This is a genomic window from Leifsonia sp. Leaf336, assembly GCF_001423695.1.
In the GTDB taxonomy this organism is placed as follows: domain Bacteria; phylum Actinomycetota; class Actinomycetes; order Actinomycetales; family Microbacteriaceae; genus Leifsonia.
Genome location: NZ_LMOZ01000002.1, coordinates 1,310,145 through 1,328,702 on the forward strand (window position 1 = coordinate 1,310,145; position 18,558 = coordinate 1,328,702).

20 protein-coding genes are annotated in these 18,558 nt (G+C 71.1%); 16 read left to right on the forward strand and 4 right to left on the reverse strand.

Features of this window, described 5'->3' with window-relative positions:
• The first annotated feature begins 63 nt into the window (after positions 1-63).
• The 10 genes from ASF88_RS15110 (at position 64) to ASF88_RS15155 (ending at position 10,971) form a co-directional block, all read left to right on the forward strand.
• A complete protein-coding gene (locus ASF88_RS15110; RefSeq protein WP_055920586.1) occupies positions 64-1,353 on the forward strand; it encodes an alpha/beta hydrolase in 1,290 nt (429 codons plus the stop codon).
• A 57-nt stretch (positions 1,354-1,410) separates the two neighbouring features.
• The gene (locus ASF88_RS15115) at positions 1,411-3,174 is read left to right on the forward strand and encodes an alkaline phosphatase family protein (protein ID WP_055920100.1); all 1,764 of its coding nucleotides are present in this window, start codon (positions 1,411-1,413) and stop codon (positions 3,172-3,174) included.
• Between the two features lie 44 nt (positions 3,175-3,218).
• Positions 3,219-3,515 (forward strand): Asp-tRNA(Asn)/Glu-tRNA(Gln) amidotransferase subunit GatC, encoded by a 297-nt coding sequence (gatC, locus tag ASF88_RS15120; protein WP_055920103.1) that lies wholly within the window; start codon positions 3,219-3,221, stop codon positions 3,513-3,515.
• Positions 3,516-3,532: 17 nt separating this feature from the next.
• Complete coding sequence (gene gatA / locus ASF88_RS15125; protein WP_055920106.1) at positions 3,533-5,080, forward strand: Asp-tRNA(Asn)/Glu-tRNA(Gln) amidotransferase subunit GatA; 1,548 nt, start codon at positions 3,533-3,535, stop codon at positions 5,078-5,080.
• A complete protein-coding gene (gene gatB, locus ASF88_RS15130) occupies positions 5,080-6,579 on the forward strand; it encodes an Asp-tRNA(Asn)/Glu-tRNA(Gln) amidotransferase subunit GatB (protein ID WP_055920109.1) in 1,500 nt (499 codons plus the stop codon). Before gatA ends, gatB begins: the two co-directional genes overlap by 1 nt.
• Positions 6,576-7,130, forward strand: a complete 555-nt coding sequence (locus ASF88_RS15135) for a GNAT family N-acetyltransferase (RefSeq protein ID WP_200935287.1) — start codon at positions 6,576-6,578, stop codon at positions 7,128-7,130. Before gatB ends, ASF88_RS15135 begins: the two co-directional genes overlap by 4 nt.
• A gap of 4 nt (positions 7,131-7,134) precedes the next feature.
• Complete coding sequence (locus ASF88_RS15140; protein ID WP_055920112.1) at positions 7,135-7,695, forward strand: YbaK/EbsC family protein; 561 nt, start codon at positions 7,135-7,137, stop codon at positions 7,693-7,695.
• Positions 7,692-8,621, forward strand: a complete 930-nt coding sequence (locus ASF88_RS15145) for an oxygenase MpaB family protein (protein ID WP_055920116.1) — start codon at positions 7,692-7,694, stop codon at positions 8,619-8,621. Before ASF88_RS15140 ends, ASF88_RS15145 begins: the two co-directional genes overlap by 4 nt.
• A 104-nt stretch (positions 8,622-8,725) precedes the next feature.
• Positions 8,726-10,483 carry an APC family permease gene (locus tag ASF88_RS15150; RefSeq protein WP_055920119.1) on the forward strand — a complete coding sequence of 586 codons (1,758 nt, stop codon included), beginning with the start codon at positions 8,726-8,728 and terminating at the stop codon, positions 10,481-10,483.
• On the forward strand, positions 10,480-10,971 hold the full coding sequence (locus tag ASF88_RS15155) for a PaaI family thioesterase (RefSeq protein ID WP_055920121.1): 492 nt from the start codon (positions 10,480-10,482) through the stop codon (positions 10,969-10,971). Before ASF88_RS15150 ends, ASF88_RS15155 begins: the two co-directional genes overlap by 4 nt.
• A 22-nt stretch (positions 10,972-10,993) precedes the next feature.
• Here ASF88_RS15155 and ASF88_RS15160 read toward each other — a convergent pair whose 3' ends face one another.
• The 4 genes from ASF88_RS15160 to ASF88_RS15175 are packed head-to-tail and all read right to left on the reverse strand — an operon-like array spanning position 10,994 to position 14,316.
• Entirely contained in the window at positions 10,994-11,575 is a 582-nt protein-coding gene (locus ASF88_RS15160; RefSeq protein ID WP_055920124.1) for a carboxymuconolactone decarboxylase family protein, read from the reverse strand.
• Positions 11,562-11,894 (reverse strand): hypothetical protein, encoded by a 333-nt coding sequence (locus ASF88_RS15165; protein WP_157498365.1) that lies wholly within the window; start codon positions 11,892-11,894, stop codon positions 11,562-11,564. Before ASF88_RS15165 ends, ASF88_RS15160 begins: the two co-directional genes overlap by 14 nt.
• Positions 11,895-11,921: 27 nt before the next feature.
• On the reverse strand, positions 11,922-13,622 hold the full coding sequence (locus tag ASF88_RS15170; protein ID WP_055920130.1) for a long-chain-fatty-acid--CoA ligase: 1,701 nt from the start codon (positions 13,620-13,622) through the stop codon (positions 11,922-11,924).
• Between the two features lie 28 nt (positions 13,623-13,650).
• On the reverse strand, positions 13,651-14,316 hold the full coding sequence (locus ASF88_RS15175; protein WP_055920132.1) for an SDR family oxidoreductase: 666 nt from the start codon (positions 14,314-14,316) through the stop codon (positions 13,651-13,653).
• A gap of 86 nt (positions 14,317-14,402) precedes the next feature.
• Between ASF88_RS15175 and ASF88_RS15180 the strand changes: the two genes are divergently transcribed.
• The 6 genes from ASF88_RS15180 (at position 14,403) to ASF88_RS15205 (ending at position 18,526) form a co-directional block, all read left to right on the forward strand.
• On the forward strand, positions 14,403-14,708 hold the full coding sequence (locus ASF88_RS15180; RefSeq protein ID WP_055920136.1) for a DUF6412 domain-containing protein: 306 nt from the start codon (positions 14,403-14,405) through the stop codon (positions 14,706-14,708).
• Between the two features lie 87 nt (positions 14,709-14,795).
• Positions 14,796-15,557 (forward strand): YidC/Oxa1 family membrane protein insertase, encoded by a 762-nt coding sequence (locus tag ASF88_RS15185; protein WP_055920138.1) that lies wholly within the window; start codon positions 14,796-14,798, stop codon positions 15,555-15,557.
• A gap of 182 nt (positions 15,558-15,739) precedes the next feature.
• Positions 15,740-15,985, forward strand: a complete 246-nt coding sequence (locus ASF88_RS15190) for a hypothetical protein (protein WP_055920141.1) — start codon at positions 15,740-15,742, stop codon at positions 15,983-15,985.
• Between the two features lie 3 nt (positions 15,986-15,988).
• Positions 15,989-16,525, forward strand: a complete 537-nt coding sequence (locus ASF88_RS15195) for a DUF1697 domain-containing protein (protein ID WP_055920144.1) — start codon at positions 15,989-15,991, stop codon at positions 16,523-16,525.
• A gap of 52 nt (positions 16,526-16,577) precedes the next feature.
• Positions 16,578-17,204 carry a hypothetical protein gene (locus ASF88_RS15200; protein WP_055920147.1) on the forward strand — a complete coding sequence of 209 codons (627 nt, stop codon included), beginning with the start codon at positions 16,578-16,580 and terminating at the stop codon, positions 17,202-17,204.
• 47 nt (positions 17,205-17,251) lie between these two features.
• Entirely contained in the window at positions 17,252-18,526 is a 1,275-nt protein-coding gene (locus ASF88_RS15205) for a DNA polymerase IV (RefSeq protein WP_055920150.1), read from the forward strand.
• Positions 18,527-18,558 lie beyond the last annotated feature (32 nt).

Consider the following 18,558-nt stretch of genomic DNA (forward strand, 5'->3'; position numbering starts at 1 on the left):
GTCGGCTTTGCAGCAGCTTCCATCGTCACCTCGGTCGTCACAGGACTGACCGGGGCCTTCGTCATGCCCGCTGAGAGCGCTCACGCGGAGGTCACGCCCGCCGCAGGCGCCTCCGCCATCGAACCGGCGTCGATCGGTGACGCGCCCACGAGCTCGGGCGCGGCCGGGGCCGGAGCCCCGGGCCAGAGCGCGTCAGCCGTCTTCAGCTCGATCCAGGCCGTCGACCCGGCTGCGCTGCCCGGGTTCCTCAACGCCCACGCGTCCGACCTCGACCGGCTCCTCGTCGACCCGCCCGCGGCCTCCGACGTCAGCCAGCTGTGGAAGCTGCTCGACCCGTCCCGTCAGGCGGAGCTCGTGAAGGTCGCCCCGCACGTGGTCGGCAACCTGGAGGGCGTGCCCTACGACGTGCGCGGCAAGGCCAACCGTCTCGACCTGGAGCGGACGATCAGCGCCGCGCAGACGAAGCTGGGCACCGAACGCGGCAAGGCCGCGCGCGTCGCGCTCAAGCGCCAGCTCACGACGCTCGCAAACGTGAAGGAGGCGCTGGCGAAGAAGGACGGAGTCACCCGCACCCTGGTCTCGCTCGATCCGTCGGACGACGCCAGGGCCTCGATCGTCGTCGGCGACCTGCGCACGGCACGCTATGTGAGCGTGCTGGTGCCCGGCATGTACATGGCGGTCGGCGAGCAGATCGAAGCCTGGTCGGAGGTCGCGCAGAACCTGTACGAGCAGCAGACCGGCTTCCTCAAGCGGCTCGGCGGTACGGGCACGACGAAGCGGACGCCGGGCGTGGCCGTCGTCGCCTGGATCGGCTACCAGACCCCCGTGCTGACCAACATCGGAGGCCTCGACCTGGCCCGGCAGGGAGCGGACAGCCTGGAGCGGACGCTGATGGGCATCCAGTCGCTGCGCGTGTCCGACCCGCCGTACCTGAGCGTCCTCGCGCACTCGTACGGGTCGACGGCGGCGCTGCTCGCGCTGGAGCGCGGCACCGTGAGCGTGGACGCGCTCGCGCTGATGGGGTCGCCGGGATCGGACGCCCAGTCGGTGAAGCAGTTGGGCGTGCGCGGCGGCAACGTGTTCGTCGGCGAGGCGGCCATGGATCCGATCGTGAACAGTGCGTTCTTCGGCAGCGACCCGGGATCGCCCTCCTACGGGGCCAGGCCGATGGGGGTCGGCGGCGCCGCCGACCCGATCACGCACCGCACGCTCAGCGGGTCGAGCGGCCACAACGAGTACTTCTCCGCGGGCACGGAGTGCATGCGCAATCTCGCGCTGATCGGCATCGACCGTGGAGACCTGGTGCTCAGCGGACGCGGAGCGGGGACGACGAAGACGGCGTCGAGCCGCTGAGCCGCCGAGCCGCTGAGCCGCTGAGCCGCGAGGGCGCCCGCGCGCATAATGGGACCGATGGATCCGGACGAGAACGAGCAGCGCGACCCCGAAGCAAGCCGTCGTCCTCCCGCGTCCTCCCGCCGCGCGTTCCTGAAGGGCGCAGGGCTGGTGGCCGCCGGCGCTGTCGCCGGGGGAGCGGCCGGAGGCGCGATCGGTGCGGCGACGGCCTCCCAGCAGTCCGGAGCCCCTGGGGCGCACGACGAGGAGGGAGAGGAGTATCCGACGCTGCCGCCGCCGTCGAAGCCGGGGTTCGACCATCTGGTCGTGCTGATGTACGAGAACCGCTCCTTCGACAACCTGTTCGGCTACCTGTACGACGAGAAGACGCTCCCGGAGGGCGCACGCTTCGACGGGCTGGCGTTCGGCGACTACAGCAATCCCGATCCCGCAGGCGGCGACATCCCGGTGCACCCCTACGACGGCTCCACCGACTTCATCATGCGTCAGCCGTCTCCCGACCCCGGGGAGGTCTACCCGCACGTCAACACGCAGCTGTTCGGCATCGTCGACCCGCCCTCCAACGAGGATGCCCGCGTGCGTGAGATGCGACCGCCCTACAACGCGCCGCCAGCCGGGATGAAGCCGACCATGAAGGGCTTCGTGCGCGACTACATCGGCGTGCTCCGCAAGGACACCGGCGCCGAGCCGGCGCCGGACGACTACCGGCGCATCATGGGATCCTTCACCCCGGAGATGCTGCCGGTGTTCTCGACGCTGGCGCGGCAGTTCGCGGTCTACGACGACTGGCACTGCGCCGTGCCGAGCCAGACCTTCTGCAACCGTTCGTTCTTCCACGCCTCGACGTCGCACGGTTATGTGGACAACGCGGGAGCCGGCGGCCTGGGCAAGTGGTTCGATCCCGCCAACCATGCGCCGACGATCTTCAACCGGCTGCAGGAGGCCGGCCACAGCTGGCGCGTGTACTTCGACGACCGGCAGCTCATCTCGCTGACCGGGTTCATCCACGCGCCGGTGCTGGAGGCGTACTGGAAGACGCACTTCCGGACGATGACGGACTTCTACGCCGACGTCGCGGAGGGCACCCTCCCGGACTACGCGTTCATCGAGCCGCGCCTGCTCTACGACCACAACGACATGCACCCGCCGGGCGGCCCGATGACCGAGGAGGACGTCGACGGGACACTCATAGCCGGAGGCGGCATCTCGGACGTGCGTGCGGGCGAGCTTCTGCTGCACCAGGTGTACTCGGCGATCCGCGGGGCCCGCAGCGCGCAGGGCTCGAACGCGCTCAACACGATGCTCCTGGTGACCTTCGACGAGCACGGCGGCACCTACGACCACGTCGCGCCCGGCCCCGCGACGCCGCCCGACGACAGCGGACCGGGGGAGAACGGCTTCAGGTTCGACCGGCTCGGTCTCCGGGTGCCCGCGATCGCGATCTCCGCCTACACCGCCCGCGGCACGATCATCCACGACGAGATGAGCCACGCCGCGGTCATCGCCACGCTGTGCCGCGACCACGGGATGCCGCACCTCACCGCGCGCGATCGCGGCGCCCGCACGATCCACAACGCGGTGAACCGGAGGACTCCCCGCCAGCCCGGAACGTGGCCGGACACGCACCCGCAGTACCTGCCGCCGAACCCCGAGGCGGGCGCGCCGGCGGCCGGTGACGCCGACCGCCCGCTGAGCCCGCCCGGAGTCGGGCTGGTCGGCCTGCTGACCGCGCGCTACGGCGCTCCCGGCGACCCGGTGCCGCGCACCTACAAGGAGGCGTACGACGCCGTGGACCGCCTGGGGCGCGGTCTGTTCGGCTGACCATAGAATTGGTTCCGTCCATCCAGAAACCAGCACGGAGACGCATGTCCGAAATCAGCGCAGAACAGGTCGCGCACCTGGCGAACCTCGCCAGGATCGACCTCAGCCCGGAAGAGATCGAGAGCCTCACCAGCGAGCTCGGCCAGATCGTCGAGGCGGTCGCCAAGGTGCAGGAGGTCGCCGGTCCCGACGTCCCCGCCACGAGCCACCCGCTTCCGCTCACCAACGTGTTCCGCGCCGACGAGGTGCGGCCGTCGCTGACGGTCGAGCAGGCGCTCTCCGGCGCTCCGGCGCGCGAGGGCGACCGCTTCAAGGTCGCCACCATCCTGGACGAAGACTGAGCCGAGGAGTGACCGATATGACCGACCTGACCCGGCTCTCCGCCTCCGCTCTCGCCGACCTCCTCACCGCCGGCGAGGTCTCCTCGGTGGAGGCCACCCGCGCCCACCTCGACCGCATCGAGTCCGTCGACGCAGACGTGCATGCGTTCCTCCACGTCGCCGGCGACAACGCGATCCGCACCGCCGCCGAGATCGACGGACGCCGCGCCGCGGGCGACCCGCTCGGCGCGCTCGCGGGCGTTCCCGTCGCCATCAAAGACGTGCTCGCCACCCACGACATGCCGTCGACCTCCGGGTCGCGCATCCTCGAGGGCTGGATCCCGCCTTACGACGCCACCGTGGTGCGCAAGCTCCGCGAGGCCGACCTCGTTCCGCTGGGCAAGACCAACATGGACGAGTTCGCCATGGGCTCCTCCACCGAGCACTCGGCCTACGGGCCGACGCGCAACCCGTGGGATCTCGAGCGCATCCCCGGCGGCTCCGGCGGCGGCTCTGCCGCGGCGGTGTCCGCGTTCGAGGCGCCCTTCGCGCTCGGCTCCGACACCGGAGGCTCGATCCGTCAGCCGGCCGCCGTCACCGGCTCGGTCGGCGTCAAGCCGACGTACGGCGGCGTGAGCCGCTACGGCGCGATCGCCCTGGCGAGTTCGCTCGACCAGGTCGGCCCGGTCTCCCGCTCCGTGCTCGACGCGGGGCTGCTGCACGACGTCATCGCGGGCCATGACCCGTTCGACTCGACGTCGCTGACCGACTCCTGGCCGTCGATGGCCGACGCCGCCCGTGCCGGGCTCCGCGACGACGCGCTGCGCGGCGTCCGCATCGGCGTCGTGCGCGAGCTGAACGGCGCCGGCTTCCAGGCCGGAGTCAAGCAGCGCTTCGACGAGGCGCTCGCGGTGCTTCAGGTGGCGGGCGCGGAGGTCGTCGAGGTCGAGGCCCCGAGCTTCGAGTACGCCGTCGCGGCCTACTACCTGATCCTGCCGGCCGAGGCCTCCAGCAACCTGGCGCGCTTCGATTCGGTGCGCTTCGGTCTGCGGGTGGACCCGGCGGAGGGCCCGGTCACGGTCGAGCGCGTGATGGCCGCGACCCGCGACGCCGGCTTCGGCCCCGAGGTCAAGCGGCGCATCATCCTCGGCACCTACGCGCTGAGCGCGGGATACTACGACGCCTACTACGGCTCGGCGCAGAAGGTCCGCACGCTCATCCAGCGCGACTTCTCGGCCGCGTTCGAGAAGGTGGACGTGCTGGTCAGCCCGAGCGCGCCGACCACCGCATTCAAGTTCGGCGAGAAGCTGGCCGACCCGATGGCGATGTACCTCAACGACATCACGACGATCCCGGCGAACCTCGCCGGCGTGCCCGGCATGGGCCTGCCGATCGGCCTGGCTCCGGAGGACGGCCTCCCCGTCGGCATGCAGCTGATGGCGCCTGCCCGCGCGGACGCGCGGCTCTACACGATCGGCGCCGCGCTGGAGCGCCTGCTGGAGCAGCAGTGGGGCGGCCCGCTGCTGAGCCAGGCGCCCGACTTGAGCGCCACCGAGATGTTCGCGAGCGAAGAGGGAGCGGTCTGATGGCCACGGCCGAGTTGATGGACTACGAGAAGGCGCTCGAGCTGTTCGAGCCGGTGCTCGGGTTCGAGGTGCACGTCGAGCTGAACACCGCGACCAAGATGTTCTGCGGCTGCGCCAACGAGTTCGGCTCCGGCGCCAACACGAACACCTGCCCGACCTGCCTGGGTCTGCCCGGCGGCCTCCCTCAGGTCAACGAGAAGGCGATCGAGTCGAGCATCCGGCTCGGGCTCGCGCTCGGCTGCGACATCGCGGAGTCGAGCCGCTTCGCGCGCAAGAACTACTTCTACCCCGACCTGGCGAAGGACTTCCAGACCTCGCAGTACGACGAGCCGATCGCCCACGACGGCGCCGTCACCATCGAGCTCGAGAACGGGCGCGAGCTGCGCATCGAGATCGAGCGTGCGCACATGGAGGAGGACGCCGGCAAGCTCACGCACGTCGGCGGCGCCACCGGCCGCATCCAGGGCGCGGACTACTCGCTGGTCGACTTCAACCGCGGCGGTGTGCCGCTCGTCGAGATCGTCACCAAGATGATCGAGGGTGCGGAGGGCGACGCTCCTGAGGTCGGCCGCACCTACGTGCGGGCCATCCGCGACCTGGTGAAAGCGCTCGGCGTCTCGAACGCGCGCATGGAGGAGGGCAACGTCCGCTGCGACGCGAACGTCTCGCTCCGCCGCCGCGGCTCGTCCGAGCTGGGCACGCGCACCGAGACGAAGAACGTCAACTCGCTGCGCTCGATCGAGCGCGCCGTGCGCTACGAGATCCAGCGGCAGGCCGCCATCCTCGACGCGGGCGGCACGATCGTGCAGGAGACGCGGCACTGGCATGAGGACACCGGCACGACCTCCGCGGGTCGCCCGAAGTCCGACGCCGACGACTACCGCTACTTCCCGGAGCCCGACCTCGTGCCGGTCGCTCCGAGTCGCGAGTGGGTGGAGGAGCTGCGCGGCACGCTTCCGGAGGCCCCGGCCGCGCGCCGCAAGCGTCTCACCGCCGAGTGGGGCTTCACCGCGCTCGAATTCCAGGATGTCGACAACGCCGAGCTGCTCGACGAGCTGGAGGCGACGATCGCCGCCGGCGCGACCCCGGCGGCCGCGCGCAAGTGGTGGACGGGCGAGATCGCCCGCCTCGCCAACGCGCAGGGAGTGCCGGCGGGCACACTCGTGAGCCCGCAGCACGTCGCCGAGCTCGCCGGCCTGGTCGATGCGGGCACGCTCACCGACCGCCTCGCCCGCCAGGTGCTGGAGGGCGTGGTCGCCGGCGAAGGCGCTCCGCAGGAGGTCGTCGACGCCCGCGGGCTCGCGGTCGTCTCCGACGACGGCGCGCTGATCGCGGCCATCGACGAGGCGCTGGCCGCCCAGCCCGACGTGCTGGAGAAGATCCGCGACGGCAAGGTCCAGGCCGCCGGAGCGGTGATCGGCGCGGTGATGAAGGCCATGAAGGGCCAGGCCGACGCCGCTCGCGTTCGTGAGCTGGTGCTGGAGCGCGCCGCGCAGTGACGATCTCGATCGAACGGGTCACGCGCGCGAGCGCTGCCGCTGCGGCGGCGGCGCTCGCGCCCGTCCTGATCGACACGGTCGAGTCGGGAGCGAGCGTCGGCTGGATCGAACCGCCGACGCCGGACGAGGCCACGCTCTGGTGGTCGGCGCTCTTCGCCGATCCCGACGCCGACAGCTGGATCGCCCGTGACGGCGAGCGGGCGCTCGGAACGATCACCCTCGTGCGGGCGGCCAAGCGCAACGGCCCGCATCGCGCCGAGGTGATCAAGCTCATGATCCATCGCGACGCGCGCGGCCGGGGCATCGCCCCCGCGCTGATGACCGCGCTGGAGGACTTCGCTGCGGCGAACGGACTCACGCTTCTGGTCCTCGACACCGAGACCGGAAGCCTCGCCGAGTCGCTCTACACGCGCTGGGGCTGGCAGACGGTCGGTGCCATCCCGGACTACGCGGTCAGCCCGTCGGGCTCGCTGGGCGGCACGACGATCATGTACAAGCGGCTGTCGAGTGGCCGTCCGCTCGAACCGAGCGGAGAACGCGCGCTAGCGTAGGCGCATGGGCGTCTTCACACTCGGCGGGCTGACCACGGCCCCCGCCTCCTCCCGCACCGACCTGCTCGCACCGGCCACGCTCGCGACGTTGACGGCCCTCGGCTGGCTGGACGACGTGGGCGTCGTCGAGATCGACCCCGACGTCTCCGACACGGCAGCGACGCAGGAGCAGTTCGGCCTGACGGCCGACACGCTCGCCAACTGCGTCGTCGTCGGCGGCAAGCGCGAGGGCGTCGAGCGGATCGCCGCGTGCGTCGTGCTCGCGACCTCGCGCGCCGACGTGAACAACACGGTCAAGCGCCTGCTCGACGTCCGCAAGGCGTCCTTCCTGCCGATGGAGCGCGCAGTGGAGCTGACCGGGATGGAGTACGGCGGGATCACTCCCATCGGCCTCCCGGCGGAGTGGCCGCTGCTGGTCGACTCCCGCGTGGTCGCCGACGGTGTCGTGGTGATCATCGGCTCGGGAGTCCGACGGTCGAAGATCCTGCTTCCCGGGAGGCTGCTCGCCGACCTCCCGTCGGCGCAGGTGATCGACGGACTCGGGCAGGAGCTGCCGCCGAGATGACCGGCGCAGCCGTCGACCGCATCCTCGGTCCGGTGCGGTCGCACCTGATCGAGACGCTGTCGGGGCGCTCCGATCGGATCCCTGCCTGGATTCTGCGGCTCGAGGAGGGCGAGGACGGGGGGTTCTTCCCGGCGGGAGGCGCCGCGTGGACGGTGCACGGCGGCATGCCGACCCTCGTCGCGGGCGTGCGCGCTCTGCTGCTGCAAGCACTGCATCCGGGCGCGCTGGCCGGTGTGCGCGAGCACTCCCGGTACCAGGAGGATCCGCTCGGGCGCCTGGCCGGCACGATCCAGTGGATCCACACCGTCACGTTCGGCAGCCGTGCCCAGGCGATCGCGGGGTCGGAGCTGGTCCGGTCCCTGCACGAGCGGGTCCGCGGCCGCTATGTGGACGGCCACGGCGTCACCCGCGCCTACAGCGCGAACGATCCCGAACTCGCCTACTGGGTGCATCTGGCGTTCACCGATGCCTTCCTCTCGGCCCACGAGCGCTGGGGTGCGCCCATCCCGGGCGGCGCGGACGGATACGTGGCCGAGTGGGCGACCGCCGCCGAGCTCATGGGCGTCGACGACCCGCCGCGCACGGCGGCCGACCTCCGCGCGCGCATCGACGCGGTGACGGACGCCGGCGACCTCCGCGGAGGGCCGGAGGTCGAGGAGATCGTGCGCTTCATCCGGCGGGCGCCGCTGCGGCGCACGCTGCGGCCGTCGTACCGGGTGCTGTTCCGTGCCGCGGTCTCCACGCTCGAACCGCGGCACCGTGCCCTGCTCGGCCTGCCCACGGTCGACCGGCTCCCGGTCCACGCCGCGACGGCTCTCGTGCTCGGGGGAGCGCAGGTGCTGCTCGGGCCGCAAATCCAGGCGGAGCTGGCGGCCCGGCGACGGCTGGCCCGGCTGGATGACGGCGCGAGCGGCCCGGCGGCCTGAATCCTCTCGCAGGATCGGTGCAGCCCGTAAACCCCGCCGCGGAGCTACGCTGTGCTCCGGTGGCCCGTTCACTGGTGAGCGGACCCGAGTCACCGGAGGTTGTCATGACATCCACCAGCCCGTCCGCCACGGACGAAGCAGGGAACAAGGGCCTGAAAGGCGGTGCGCTCGGCCTGGTGTCGAGCGTCGTCGTCGGGGTGGCCTCCACAGCGCCCGCCTACAGTCTGGCGGCGAGCCTCGGTTTCATCGTCGTGGGCGGGACGCTCGCGGCGGGGGTCAAGGCTCCCGGCATCGTGTTGCTGGCGTTCATCCCGATGTATCTCATAGCGGTCGCGTACCAGGAGCTCAACAAGGCGGAGCCGGACTGCGGCACGACCTTCACCTGGGCGGCGCGGGCGTTCGGCCCGATCACGGGCTGGCTCGGAGGCTGGGGGATCGTCATCGCCGACGTGATCGTGATGTCGAACCTGGCCCAGATCGCCGGCAGCTACTCGTACACGTTCATCGGCGGCTTCGGGCTGCCGGGCGTGGCGGCGCTGGCGACGAACAACGTCGCGGTGACGATCGCCGGCCTGATCTGGATCGCGCTGATGACCTGGATCTGCTATCGCGGCATCGAGGTTTCGGCGCGGGTCCAGTACGTCCTGCTCGCCTTCGAGGTCGTCATCCTGATCTTCTTCGCGGCGTTCGCCCTGGTGAAGGTCTACACCGGCAACGCCGAGCCGTACTCGCTGATCCCGCAGTGGTCGTGGTTCAACCCGTTCACGCTCGACTTCGGCCAGACGATCGCCCCCGCACTCTTGACCGCGATCTTCATCTACTGGGGTTGGGACACCGCGGTGTCCATCAACGAGGAGACCAAGAACCCCGAGAAGACCCCGGGGCGCGCCGCCATCATCAGCACGCTGCTGCTGCTGGCCACCTATGCGCTCGTCACCGTCGCCACCGTGGCCTTCGCCGGGGTCGGCGAGAAGGGCATCGGGCTCGCCAACCCGGCGAACTCGAGCGACGTCTTCTCGGCGATCGGTCCGACCCTCTTCGGGAGCGGACCGGTCGGGGCGATCCTGATGACGCTGCTGGGCTTCTCGATCCTGACGAGCGCGTCGGCGTCGACGCAGACCACCATTCTGCCGACGGCGCGCACGACCCTGTCGATGGCGGTGTACAAGGCGATCCCGGAGAAGTTCGCCCGCATCCACCCGAAATTCCTCACGCCCACGTGGTCGACGATCGGCATGGGCATCGTCTCCGCGGCCTTCTACCTGGTGTTCACGGCGATCAGCGTGTCGCTGCTCAACGCGCTGATCGGCTCCATCGGCCTGATGATCGCGTTCTACTACGGGCTCACCGGCTTCGCCTGCGTCTGGTACTACCGCCGCACGCTCTTCACGAGCTTCCGGCACGCGATCATGCGCGGGCTCTTCCCGCTGGTCGGCGGACTCATGCTGCTGGGCGTGTTCATCTACGGCACGTACAACTTCGCTCAGCCGGACTGGCTCACGGACGACCAGGGCAAGAACGTCACCATCTTCGGGATCGGCGCCGAAGCCGTCGTCGGGATCGGCGGCATCCTGATCGGCGTTGTCCTGATGATCATCTGGCGGCTGATCAGGCCCGACTACTTCAAAGGGCTCACGCTGCCGCGGCAGAGCGACGACATCATCCTGGAGCCCGAGCCCGTCGGTGCCGAGCGTCCGTTCGGCACAGCCGCTGCGCGGCTCCCGGCGACGGTGATCGCGCCCGACTTCTCCAACCTCCCCGAAGGACAGACGCCCGTCAATGCGGATACGCTCGAGGTCGTCGACGAGCCCGCGGACCTCCCGCCGGCCGATCCCGACCTTCCGCGGAAGGAGAGCGAGTGAGCGAACGCAGCCGAACGGTCCAGTGGGAGGATCCGGCGCCGGGCGTCGCCGTCATGCCGACGGTGAGCGGCCTGGACTACCTGCACAAGATGATCGCCGGCGAGTTGCCACCGCCCCCGATCACCAACCTGATGCGCATGACGCTGACGGAGGCGGAACCCGGCCGCGCCGTCTTCGTCTGCGAGCCCGACGAGTCGCACTACAACCCGATCGGCACGGTGCACGGCGGGCTGGTGTGCACTCTGCTCGACTCCGCTCTCGGCTGCGCCGTGCAGACGACGCTCGCGGCCGGCCAGGGCTACACGTCGATCGAGATCAAGGTCAACTACCTGCGGCCGGTCTTCGCGAGCAGCGGTCCGCTGACGTGCAGCGCGACGGTGACCAAGCCGGGCAACCGCGTCGCATTCGCCGACGGCATCGTCACCGACGGATCGGGGAAGACCGTCGCGACGGCGACCGGGTCGCTTCTGGTGTTTCCCATCGGGTGAGGAGGGCCCATCGGGTGAACGGCTACGAATAGCCCCTGCGAAGAAGCATTCCGGCGGCCTTGTCGAACTCCTCGTCCGACGGGATCGTGAATGCGAGTGCGTTCGCGTAGCGCGTGATCACGTTGAAGACGGCGGCGACGGCCGCCGCGTCGCACAGCTCCCCGTCGCCCAGACCTGCACTCCGCGCGATGTCCGCGTCAGCGGTCGAGAGGCCGTCGGGGTCGACGGTCGCGGTCCGCAGGAACACGAGCGCCGCCTTCAGCCGGTCCGGGATCGGCGCGGTCGCGGGGTCGCGGAGGGCGGCGTCGACGGTGTCGCGGCCCAGGCCGAGAACGGCGACCGCCCCGTGCGCCCCGACACAGAACGGACACGCATTCCACGATGCGACCGACGCGGCCATCAGCTCCCGCTCGGAAACCGTCCAGGGGCTCGGCCCCCGCATGACGTGCTGGGTCCATGCCCCGAGCGTCGGACCCGCGAACTCGCGATGGTAGAACGCCACGCGCGCGGCGTCGGGGAGCCGCATTCCCGACAACCGGGAGATCATCGCGATCAGAGTGCGGTGCCTGAGGCTGTCGCCGCGCTCGACTTCAGGCAGGCGCATCGTCCTGGCCTCGGATCACGCGAACGGCAGCGTCCCAGCGTCTCAGACCCGCGCCGACGGCGGAGGCGAGGATCAGCTCGAACACCGCCCGGTCTGAGCCGAGAGCTGCTCGGACTGCGGCAACCTGCTCGTCGGTCACGCGAACCGAGTCGGCGCTCACCTGCCGGACGAGAGCGTCGTACGGCTCGGGAAGGCCGGGGCCGCCCGCGTCGCGTTCGAGCGCTGCCGCGCGGAGGGCTGCCGCGCTGTCGCCGGATGCGATGACAGCCGCTCGCAGCGCGACAGCGTTCTCTTCATGGCTCGACAGTTCGTCACCCACGGTCGCCAGGGTACGCCCGACGCTGCGTCAGGCCCGCTCCTGCTTCGCCGCGAGCAGCTGGTCGCGCACCTTGCGGCGGATGACCTTGCCGACGATGCTGCGCGGCAGCTCCTCGACCTGGACGACGTGTTTCGGCACCTTGTAGGCGGTCAGGCAGTCGCGGGCGAAGGCGCGGATGGCCTCCTCGTCGAACGAGGCCCCCGGTTCCATGACGACGGCAGCGACCACGTCCTCCCCGCCGCGTCGGTGCGGGAGGCCGACCACGGCGACGTCGGCGACGCCCTCGAAGCCGCGCAGCGCGTCCTCCACCTCGGTCGGGGAGACGTTGAAGCCGCCGGTGACGATCAGCTCCTTGATGCGGTCGACGATGCGCACGAAGCCGTCGGAGTCCATCGTGACGATGTCGCCGGTGCGGAACCAGCCGTCCTTCGTGAAGACCTTGGCGGTCTCGTCCGTCTTGCGCCAGTAGCCCGAGAACACCTGAGGTCCCCGGGCGAGCAGCTCGCCCTCCTCACCGAACGCGCGGTCGGTGTCGGGGTCGTCCGGGTCGACGACGCGCAGCTCGGTCCCGGGCAGCGGGAGGCCGACGGTCCCGGACCTCCGGGTCGCACCGACCGGGTTCGCCATCAGTACCGGTGAGCACTCCGAGAGCCCGTAGCCCTCGACGAGATAGCCGCCGGTCTTCGACTCCCAGAGGTCGACGATCGACTGCGGGAGGCTCATCGCGCCTGAGATCGCGATGTCGATGCCCGACAGCGAGATCTTGCGCTTCTCGGCGGCCTGCACGAGCCGTTCGTAGATCGGCGGTACAGCGGGCAGGAATGTCGCCGGGTGCTTCTTCACGACGTCGAGCACCAGCTCCGGATCGAACTTGGGGAACAGGACCAGCCGCGACCCCATGCTCATCGCAAAGGTCAGGCAGAGGGTGAGCCCGTAAGCGTGGAAGAGCGGGAGCACGGCGTACACGACGGATGTGCCGCGCGCGATGGTGGGGACCCAGGCCCGGGCCTGCGCGGCGTTCACCGCGAGGTTGAGGTGGGAGAGCATGACGCCCTTCGGCAGACCCGTGGTGCCGCTCGTGTACTGGATGAGCGCGAGGTCGTCGCGTTCCGGGCGCGGCACGGAGGCCTTCAGCCGCCGCGACGAGACCAGCGACTCCCAGGTGATGGTGCCGGAGACCTTGGCGGTGAGCTGCTCGCGGGCCTTGCGTGCGGCGGGAACCGGCAGGCGCAGCGCCAATCGCTTGCTCGCGGGCATCCCGCGGGTGATGTCGACGGAGATGATCGTGGTCACCCCGAGGTCGGCCGGGAGGTCCTGCACGGTGCGGGCCACTTTGTCCCACACGATCGCCACGGTGGCACCGTGGTCCTCGAACTGGTGCCGCAGCTCACGCGGGGTGTACAGCGGGTTGTGCTCGACGACGACGGCGCCGAGCCGGAGCGCGGCGTAGAACGCCACCACGTGCTGCGGGCAGTTCGGCAGCACCAGCGCCACCCGGTCGCCCTTGCGCACTCCGCGCTTGCGCAGCCCCTCTGCGGCGCGAGCGATCTGGTCGCCGAGCTCGGCATAGGTCGTCGTCGCGCCGAAGAACTCGAGGGCGACGTGCTTGCCGTACGTCGCGACGGACGCGTCGATGAGGTGGGCGAGGGATCCGTCCGGCAGGTCGATGTCGGCGGGCACGTCCGGCGCGTAGCCGGCGACCCAGGGACGGTCGCTGTAGATGCTCACGTTGTCAGATCCTACGGGGCGAGCCGGGTCAGGGGGCCTGCGTCAGTCTGCGCACGGCCTCCACGATCGGCGTGTCGCCGGAGACGGCCTCCCAGGTGCGCCCGATGGTGCCGGGATCGGCGAGACAGGCGGCGATGAGCCGGGCGACGTCTTCCCGCGGGATGTCGCCGCGCGGGACGCTCTCTCCGAGCAGTACGTTGCCGGTTCCCTCGTCGAAGGTGAGGCGCCCCGGACGCAGGATGGTCCAGTCGAGGCCGGAGGACCGCAGGTCGGCGTCCGCGTCGCGTTTGGCCTCCACGTATGCGCGCCACTGCGGATCGGCGTCGGGTTCGACCGGGGCGTCGACGCCCCACGCGCTCACCTGGACGAAGCGCCGGATGCCGGCGCGCGCGGCGGCCTGCGCCGACTTCACCGAGCCGGCGTAGTCGACCGTGCGCTTGCGCTCGACGCCGGAGCCCGCGCCGGCGCCCGCCGTGAACACCACCGCATCGCAGCCGGCGATCGCCTGGGCGATCGCGTCGGGGTCGGAGTGCTCGATGTCGAGCACGACGCCCTCGCCGCCGAGCCGGTAGACGTCTTCGGCGTGCTCCTCCGCGCGGACGAGACCGACGAAGTCGTCCCCGCTGTCGTAGAGCACCCGCATGAGCTGCTGGGCGACTTTTCCGTGGGCTCCGACGATCGCGACTCGTGACATGCCTCCATCTTGCCCCTCTTGCGGACCGGTCCGCTGACGGCGAACGTTCCCCAGCGCGCGGCGGCCGATGCGCTAGCGTCGTCACCATGACCGGCCTGCTCGAGTTCGTCGCGCGCCTCGTGGCGTCCGCGTCCTCCGGCGCCTTCGGCCACTCGAGCGTGTCGGGGCTGATGGCCCTCGCCGGTCTCGCCGGAGCGATCGGGATCGTGGCCGTCGTCGCGGCTGCCGCCGTCCGCTCCGTCGCAGCGCTGGCGGCCTCCCTGCGCGTGCGCGCGATCTGGTCGAATCCGTTGCAGCCGACCGCCGGCTGGCTCCTCGAGAGCCAGGCCGATCCGGACGCCGACGGGCGTCCGCGCCCGCGAGCCCCTGGCTTCTCCCTGCCGGTCGCGTAGCGGGGCGTCACTCGCCCCCGAGGCACACTTGTGCTCCTGCGCGGCCAGACGACGTCTTCGTCCGCACTGACAGCAGGGATCACTTCAATGGACTTCTTCTCGTGGCCGCCGATCGCGGCCGTCCTCGACGCCGCCTACGGCTTCGTCACCGCCCTCTTCGCCTCCGTCGCGCCCATCGCAGGCTCGGCATCGGCCCTCGTCGCCATCGTCGTCCTGACGGTGCTCGTGCGCGCCGTCCTCATCCCGGTCGGCGTCAGCCAGGTGCGCGCCGAATACACCAGGCGCCGCCTCGCACCTGCCCTTGCCGAGCTCCAGCGCCGGCACGGCTCCGACCGGGAACTGCTCGCCCGCAAGACCATGGAGCTGTACCAGGCCGAGCGCACTTCACCGTTCGCCGGGATGCTGCCTCTGCTGGCGCAGCTCCCGGTGATCTCGCTCGTCTACGCGATCTTCACGCACGCGACGATCGCCGGTCACTCCAACGCGCTGCTGGGTGAGCACGTCTTCGGCGCCCCGCTCGGCACGAGCTTCGTGGGCCTGACGGGGTCCGCCTCGGTGTGGCCGGGGTTCTGGGTGTACGCGGCCGTTCTGGTCCTCATCGCCGCGGTGACGACAGTCTCACGGCGCGTGCTCGCCCTCCCGCAGCCGGACGGGACGCCTGCCGCGACCGGTGCGCTGCGCGCACTCTCGTTCCTCCCGTATGTCACGGTGGTGTTCGCCGCGTTCGTGCCGCTCGCGGCGGCCGTGTACATTCTGACCTCGACGGCTTGGACCGTCGTCGAGCGCGCCACGCTCCGCCGCCTGCTCGATCCGGAACGAGGGAGGCCGGCGCCATCGCCATCGCACTGAAACCCGTCCCGACGCCGACCACCGAGCGCCTGACCCCCACGCCGCTGGGCCCCGAGCCTTCGACGGCATGCTCGACCACGCCTTCTCGACGAACGTGATGGGATGCTTGAGCCATGTGGAAGCGTGACCGGCCCCGAACTCCCCATGACCCACGGGCGACCGTCCCGGGCCTCGGTGTGGGGGTGCAGGTCCACGTCGTCGAGCACGAGCCCGCCGTGGGCACCGACTGGCCGGACGAGCCGACCGGGGTGATCATCGCCCCCGGCGACCGTGGCTTGCGCCAGGTCTCGCTCCCCACCGACGGCTTCACCACGTGGGTGGTCGCCTTCAGCGAGCCGCAGTGGCGCCGCGACGGGAGCGGGCCGTTCGAGACTGCTGTCATCCCGTCGGCGCTGCTCGTCGCCGCCGACCCCGTCGCCGAGGGCTGAGGGATGCTGGGCGTCGGGCTGATCCGCGGCATCAACGTGGGAGGCAACGCGCGCGTCGCCAAGGCCGACCTCGCCGCGGCGTTCGTGGCCGCGGGCTTCGACGACGTCGTCACGCTGCTGCAGAGCGGAAACGTCGTGTTCCGTTCGAAGGCGGCGCCGACGGCGAAGGACGCCGCGGCCATCACGGCCGCCCTGAAGGAGTCGTCGGGGGTGGAGGCGGCGGTCGTCCTGCTCGAAGAGCGCGTCTTCCGCGAACTCGCCGCGGCGAATCCGCTGCTGGACGCCTCGGACGACGACTCGCGGCTCGTCGTCACCTTTCTCGACCACGACCTCGCGGCCGACCTGGAGGCGCCGTCCGATGAAGAACTGGCCCCCGAACAGGTGCGGCTCGGTGCGCGCGCGGTCTACCAGTGGAGCCCCCTCGGCGTCTCGAAGTCGACCGTGCCGATGGCGTTCTGGCGGCGCGTCGGGCAGGTCGCCACCGCCCGCAACCAGCGGACCGTGCTCCGGCTGATCGCCGAGCTCGACCGCCGCGGCTGACGCCGCGAAAATCTCCCTGCTGAGTGTCACCACCTGCTCCTACAATGTCGGCATGTTCGTCGAGGGCACGCTTCGATGGCAGGTCACAGAGGACTGTCCGTGGGATCTGCTGATCGCGCTCGCCCTCCGTGATCTGGCGGGGATCGAGGGCACCGGTGCACACGCGCTGCCCCGGGTGACGCCGGCGGTCGTGCCCGTGCTGCAGGGCGGCAGCGCGGGAGGCCGTCCCGCCGTCGCGCCGACGCTGCGAGGCGCGCTCACGACGCAGTGGGACGCCCTGTTCGAGGCGGCGGCCGACCGCGAGCACCGTCCGCTGACGGCGCTGCTGCAGCCTCCGCATTTCGCCGCCCTCGACCGTGCGCTGGAGCTGCAGGACTTCGTGCTGGCCAATCACGACGCCGCGGCGCGCTGGGCCCGCGATCGGCGCGCGGAGTACGCGCGTGCGAGCATCGAACAGCACGCCCGCCGCGCGGCCGACATCGTCGACGTCGTGCACGAGCGCGAGCACGACCTCCGGCGCCAGGCCGGCTACTTCCGGCTGGACATCGACGTGCTGCCGCTCGCCGAGAGCGGCGCCTGGATCGTCGGGCCGCACACCGTGGTGGTCAGCACGTCGCTGCGCGACGACTCGACGGCGTTCCGCGCCTGGTTCCGGCCGCTCGTGGCCGCGCTGGTCTGATCGCGCCGACGGCGCCGCGCACCGCCTCCGGGTGGGAGAATCTACAGGTGGGCAAGACGGACGGCAGCGACCGGCGGGTGACGACCGCCGCCGTCGACGACTCCGAGGCCACCATCCTGCACGTCGACATGGACGCTTTCTTCGCGTCGGTCGAGCTGCTCGACCGGCCGGACGCGCGGGGCAAGCCCGCCATCGTCGGGCACGCCGGAGGCCGCGGTGTCGTCACGAGCGCGACCTACGAGGCGCGCCGGTACGGCGTCCGCAGCGCGATGCCGGTGTCGCAGGCGCTGCGGCTGTGCCCGACGGCGATCATCCTGCCGCCGCACTACGAGAAGTACACCGAGTACTCGGCCAAGGTGATGGAGATCTTCCACGAGGTCACCCCGCTGGTGGAGCCGCTCAGCATCGACGAGGCGTTCCTCGACGTCGCCGGAGCCAGGCGCCTGCTCGGCTCGCCCCGCCGGATCGCCGAGTTGATCCGGGCGCGTGTGCGCGACGAGACCGGCCTGACCTGCTCGGTCGGGGTCGCCGGCACCAAGTTCATGGCCAAGCTGGCGTCCGGTCACGCGAAGCCCGACGGGATGCTCGTCATCCCGCCGGCCGAGACGGTCGCGTACCTCCGTCCGCTGCCGGTCGGCGCGCTGTGGGGCGTCGGCGCGAGCACTCAGGCTTCGCTCGAGCGCATGGGGATGCGCACCGTCGCCGATCTCGCGGATGCGCCGTTCGCCGTGCTGCAGCGCGCCGTGGGCGACGCTTCAGCGCACCGCCTCCACGACCTGGCGCACGGTCACGATCCGAGGCAGATCGTCACGACTTCCCGCGAGAAGAGCATCGGGCACGAGAACACGTTCGCCGTCGACGTGGACGATGCCGACACGCTGCGCCGCGAACTGCTGCGGCTCTCCGGGCGCGTCGGTGAGCGGCTGCGCACGCACGGCCTGGTCGGGCGGACCATCGCGCTGAAGATCCGGTACTCCGATTTCCGCACGATCTCCCGCTCGCGCACGCTCGCCGAGCCGACGAACGTCGGCCGACGGCTGTTCGAGGAGGCCTGGGATGTCTTCGAGAGCGTCGGCATCGACCTCCGCGCGACACCGATCCGCCTGATCGGCGTGCGGGCGGAGCAGCTGGCCGACGCAGGAGGCGACGCGACGACGCTCTGGGATCCGGACGAGGAGTGGCGGGAGGCCGAGCGCACGCTCGACGCGGTGAGCGCGCGGTTCGGCCGCGGCGCGATCGGTCCGGCCTCCCTGGTGCGCCGCGCGCCCGACGCAGAGCAGGCCGAGCGAGACGGCCGCAATCCGCGCTGGCTGAGCGACTGAGAGCGACGGAGGCGCACCGCCAACCATCGGCT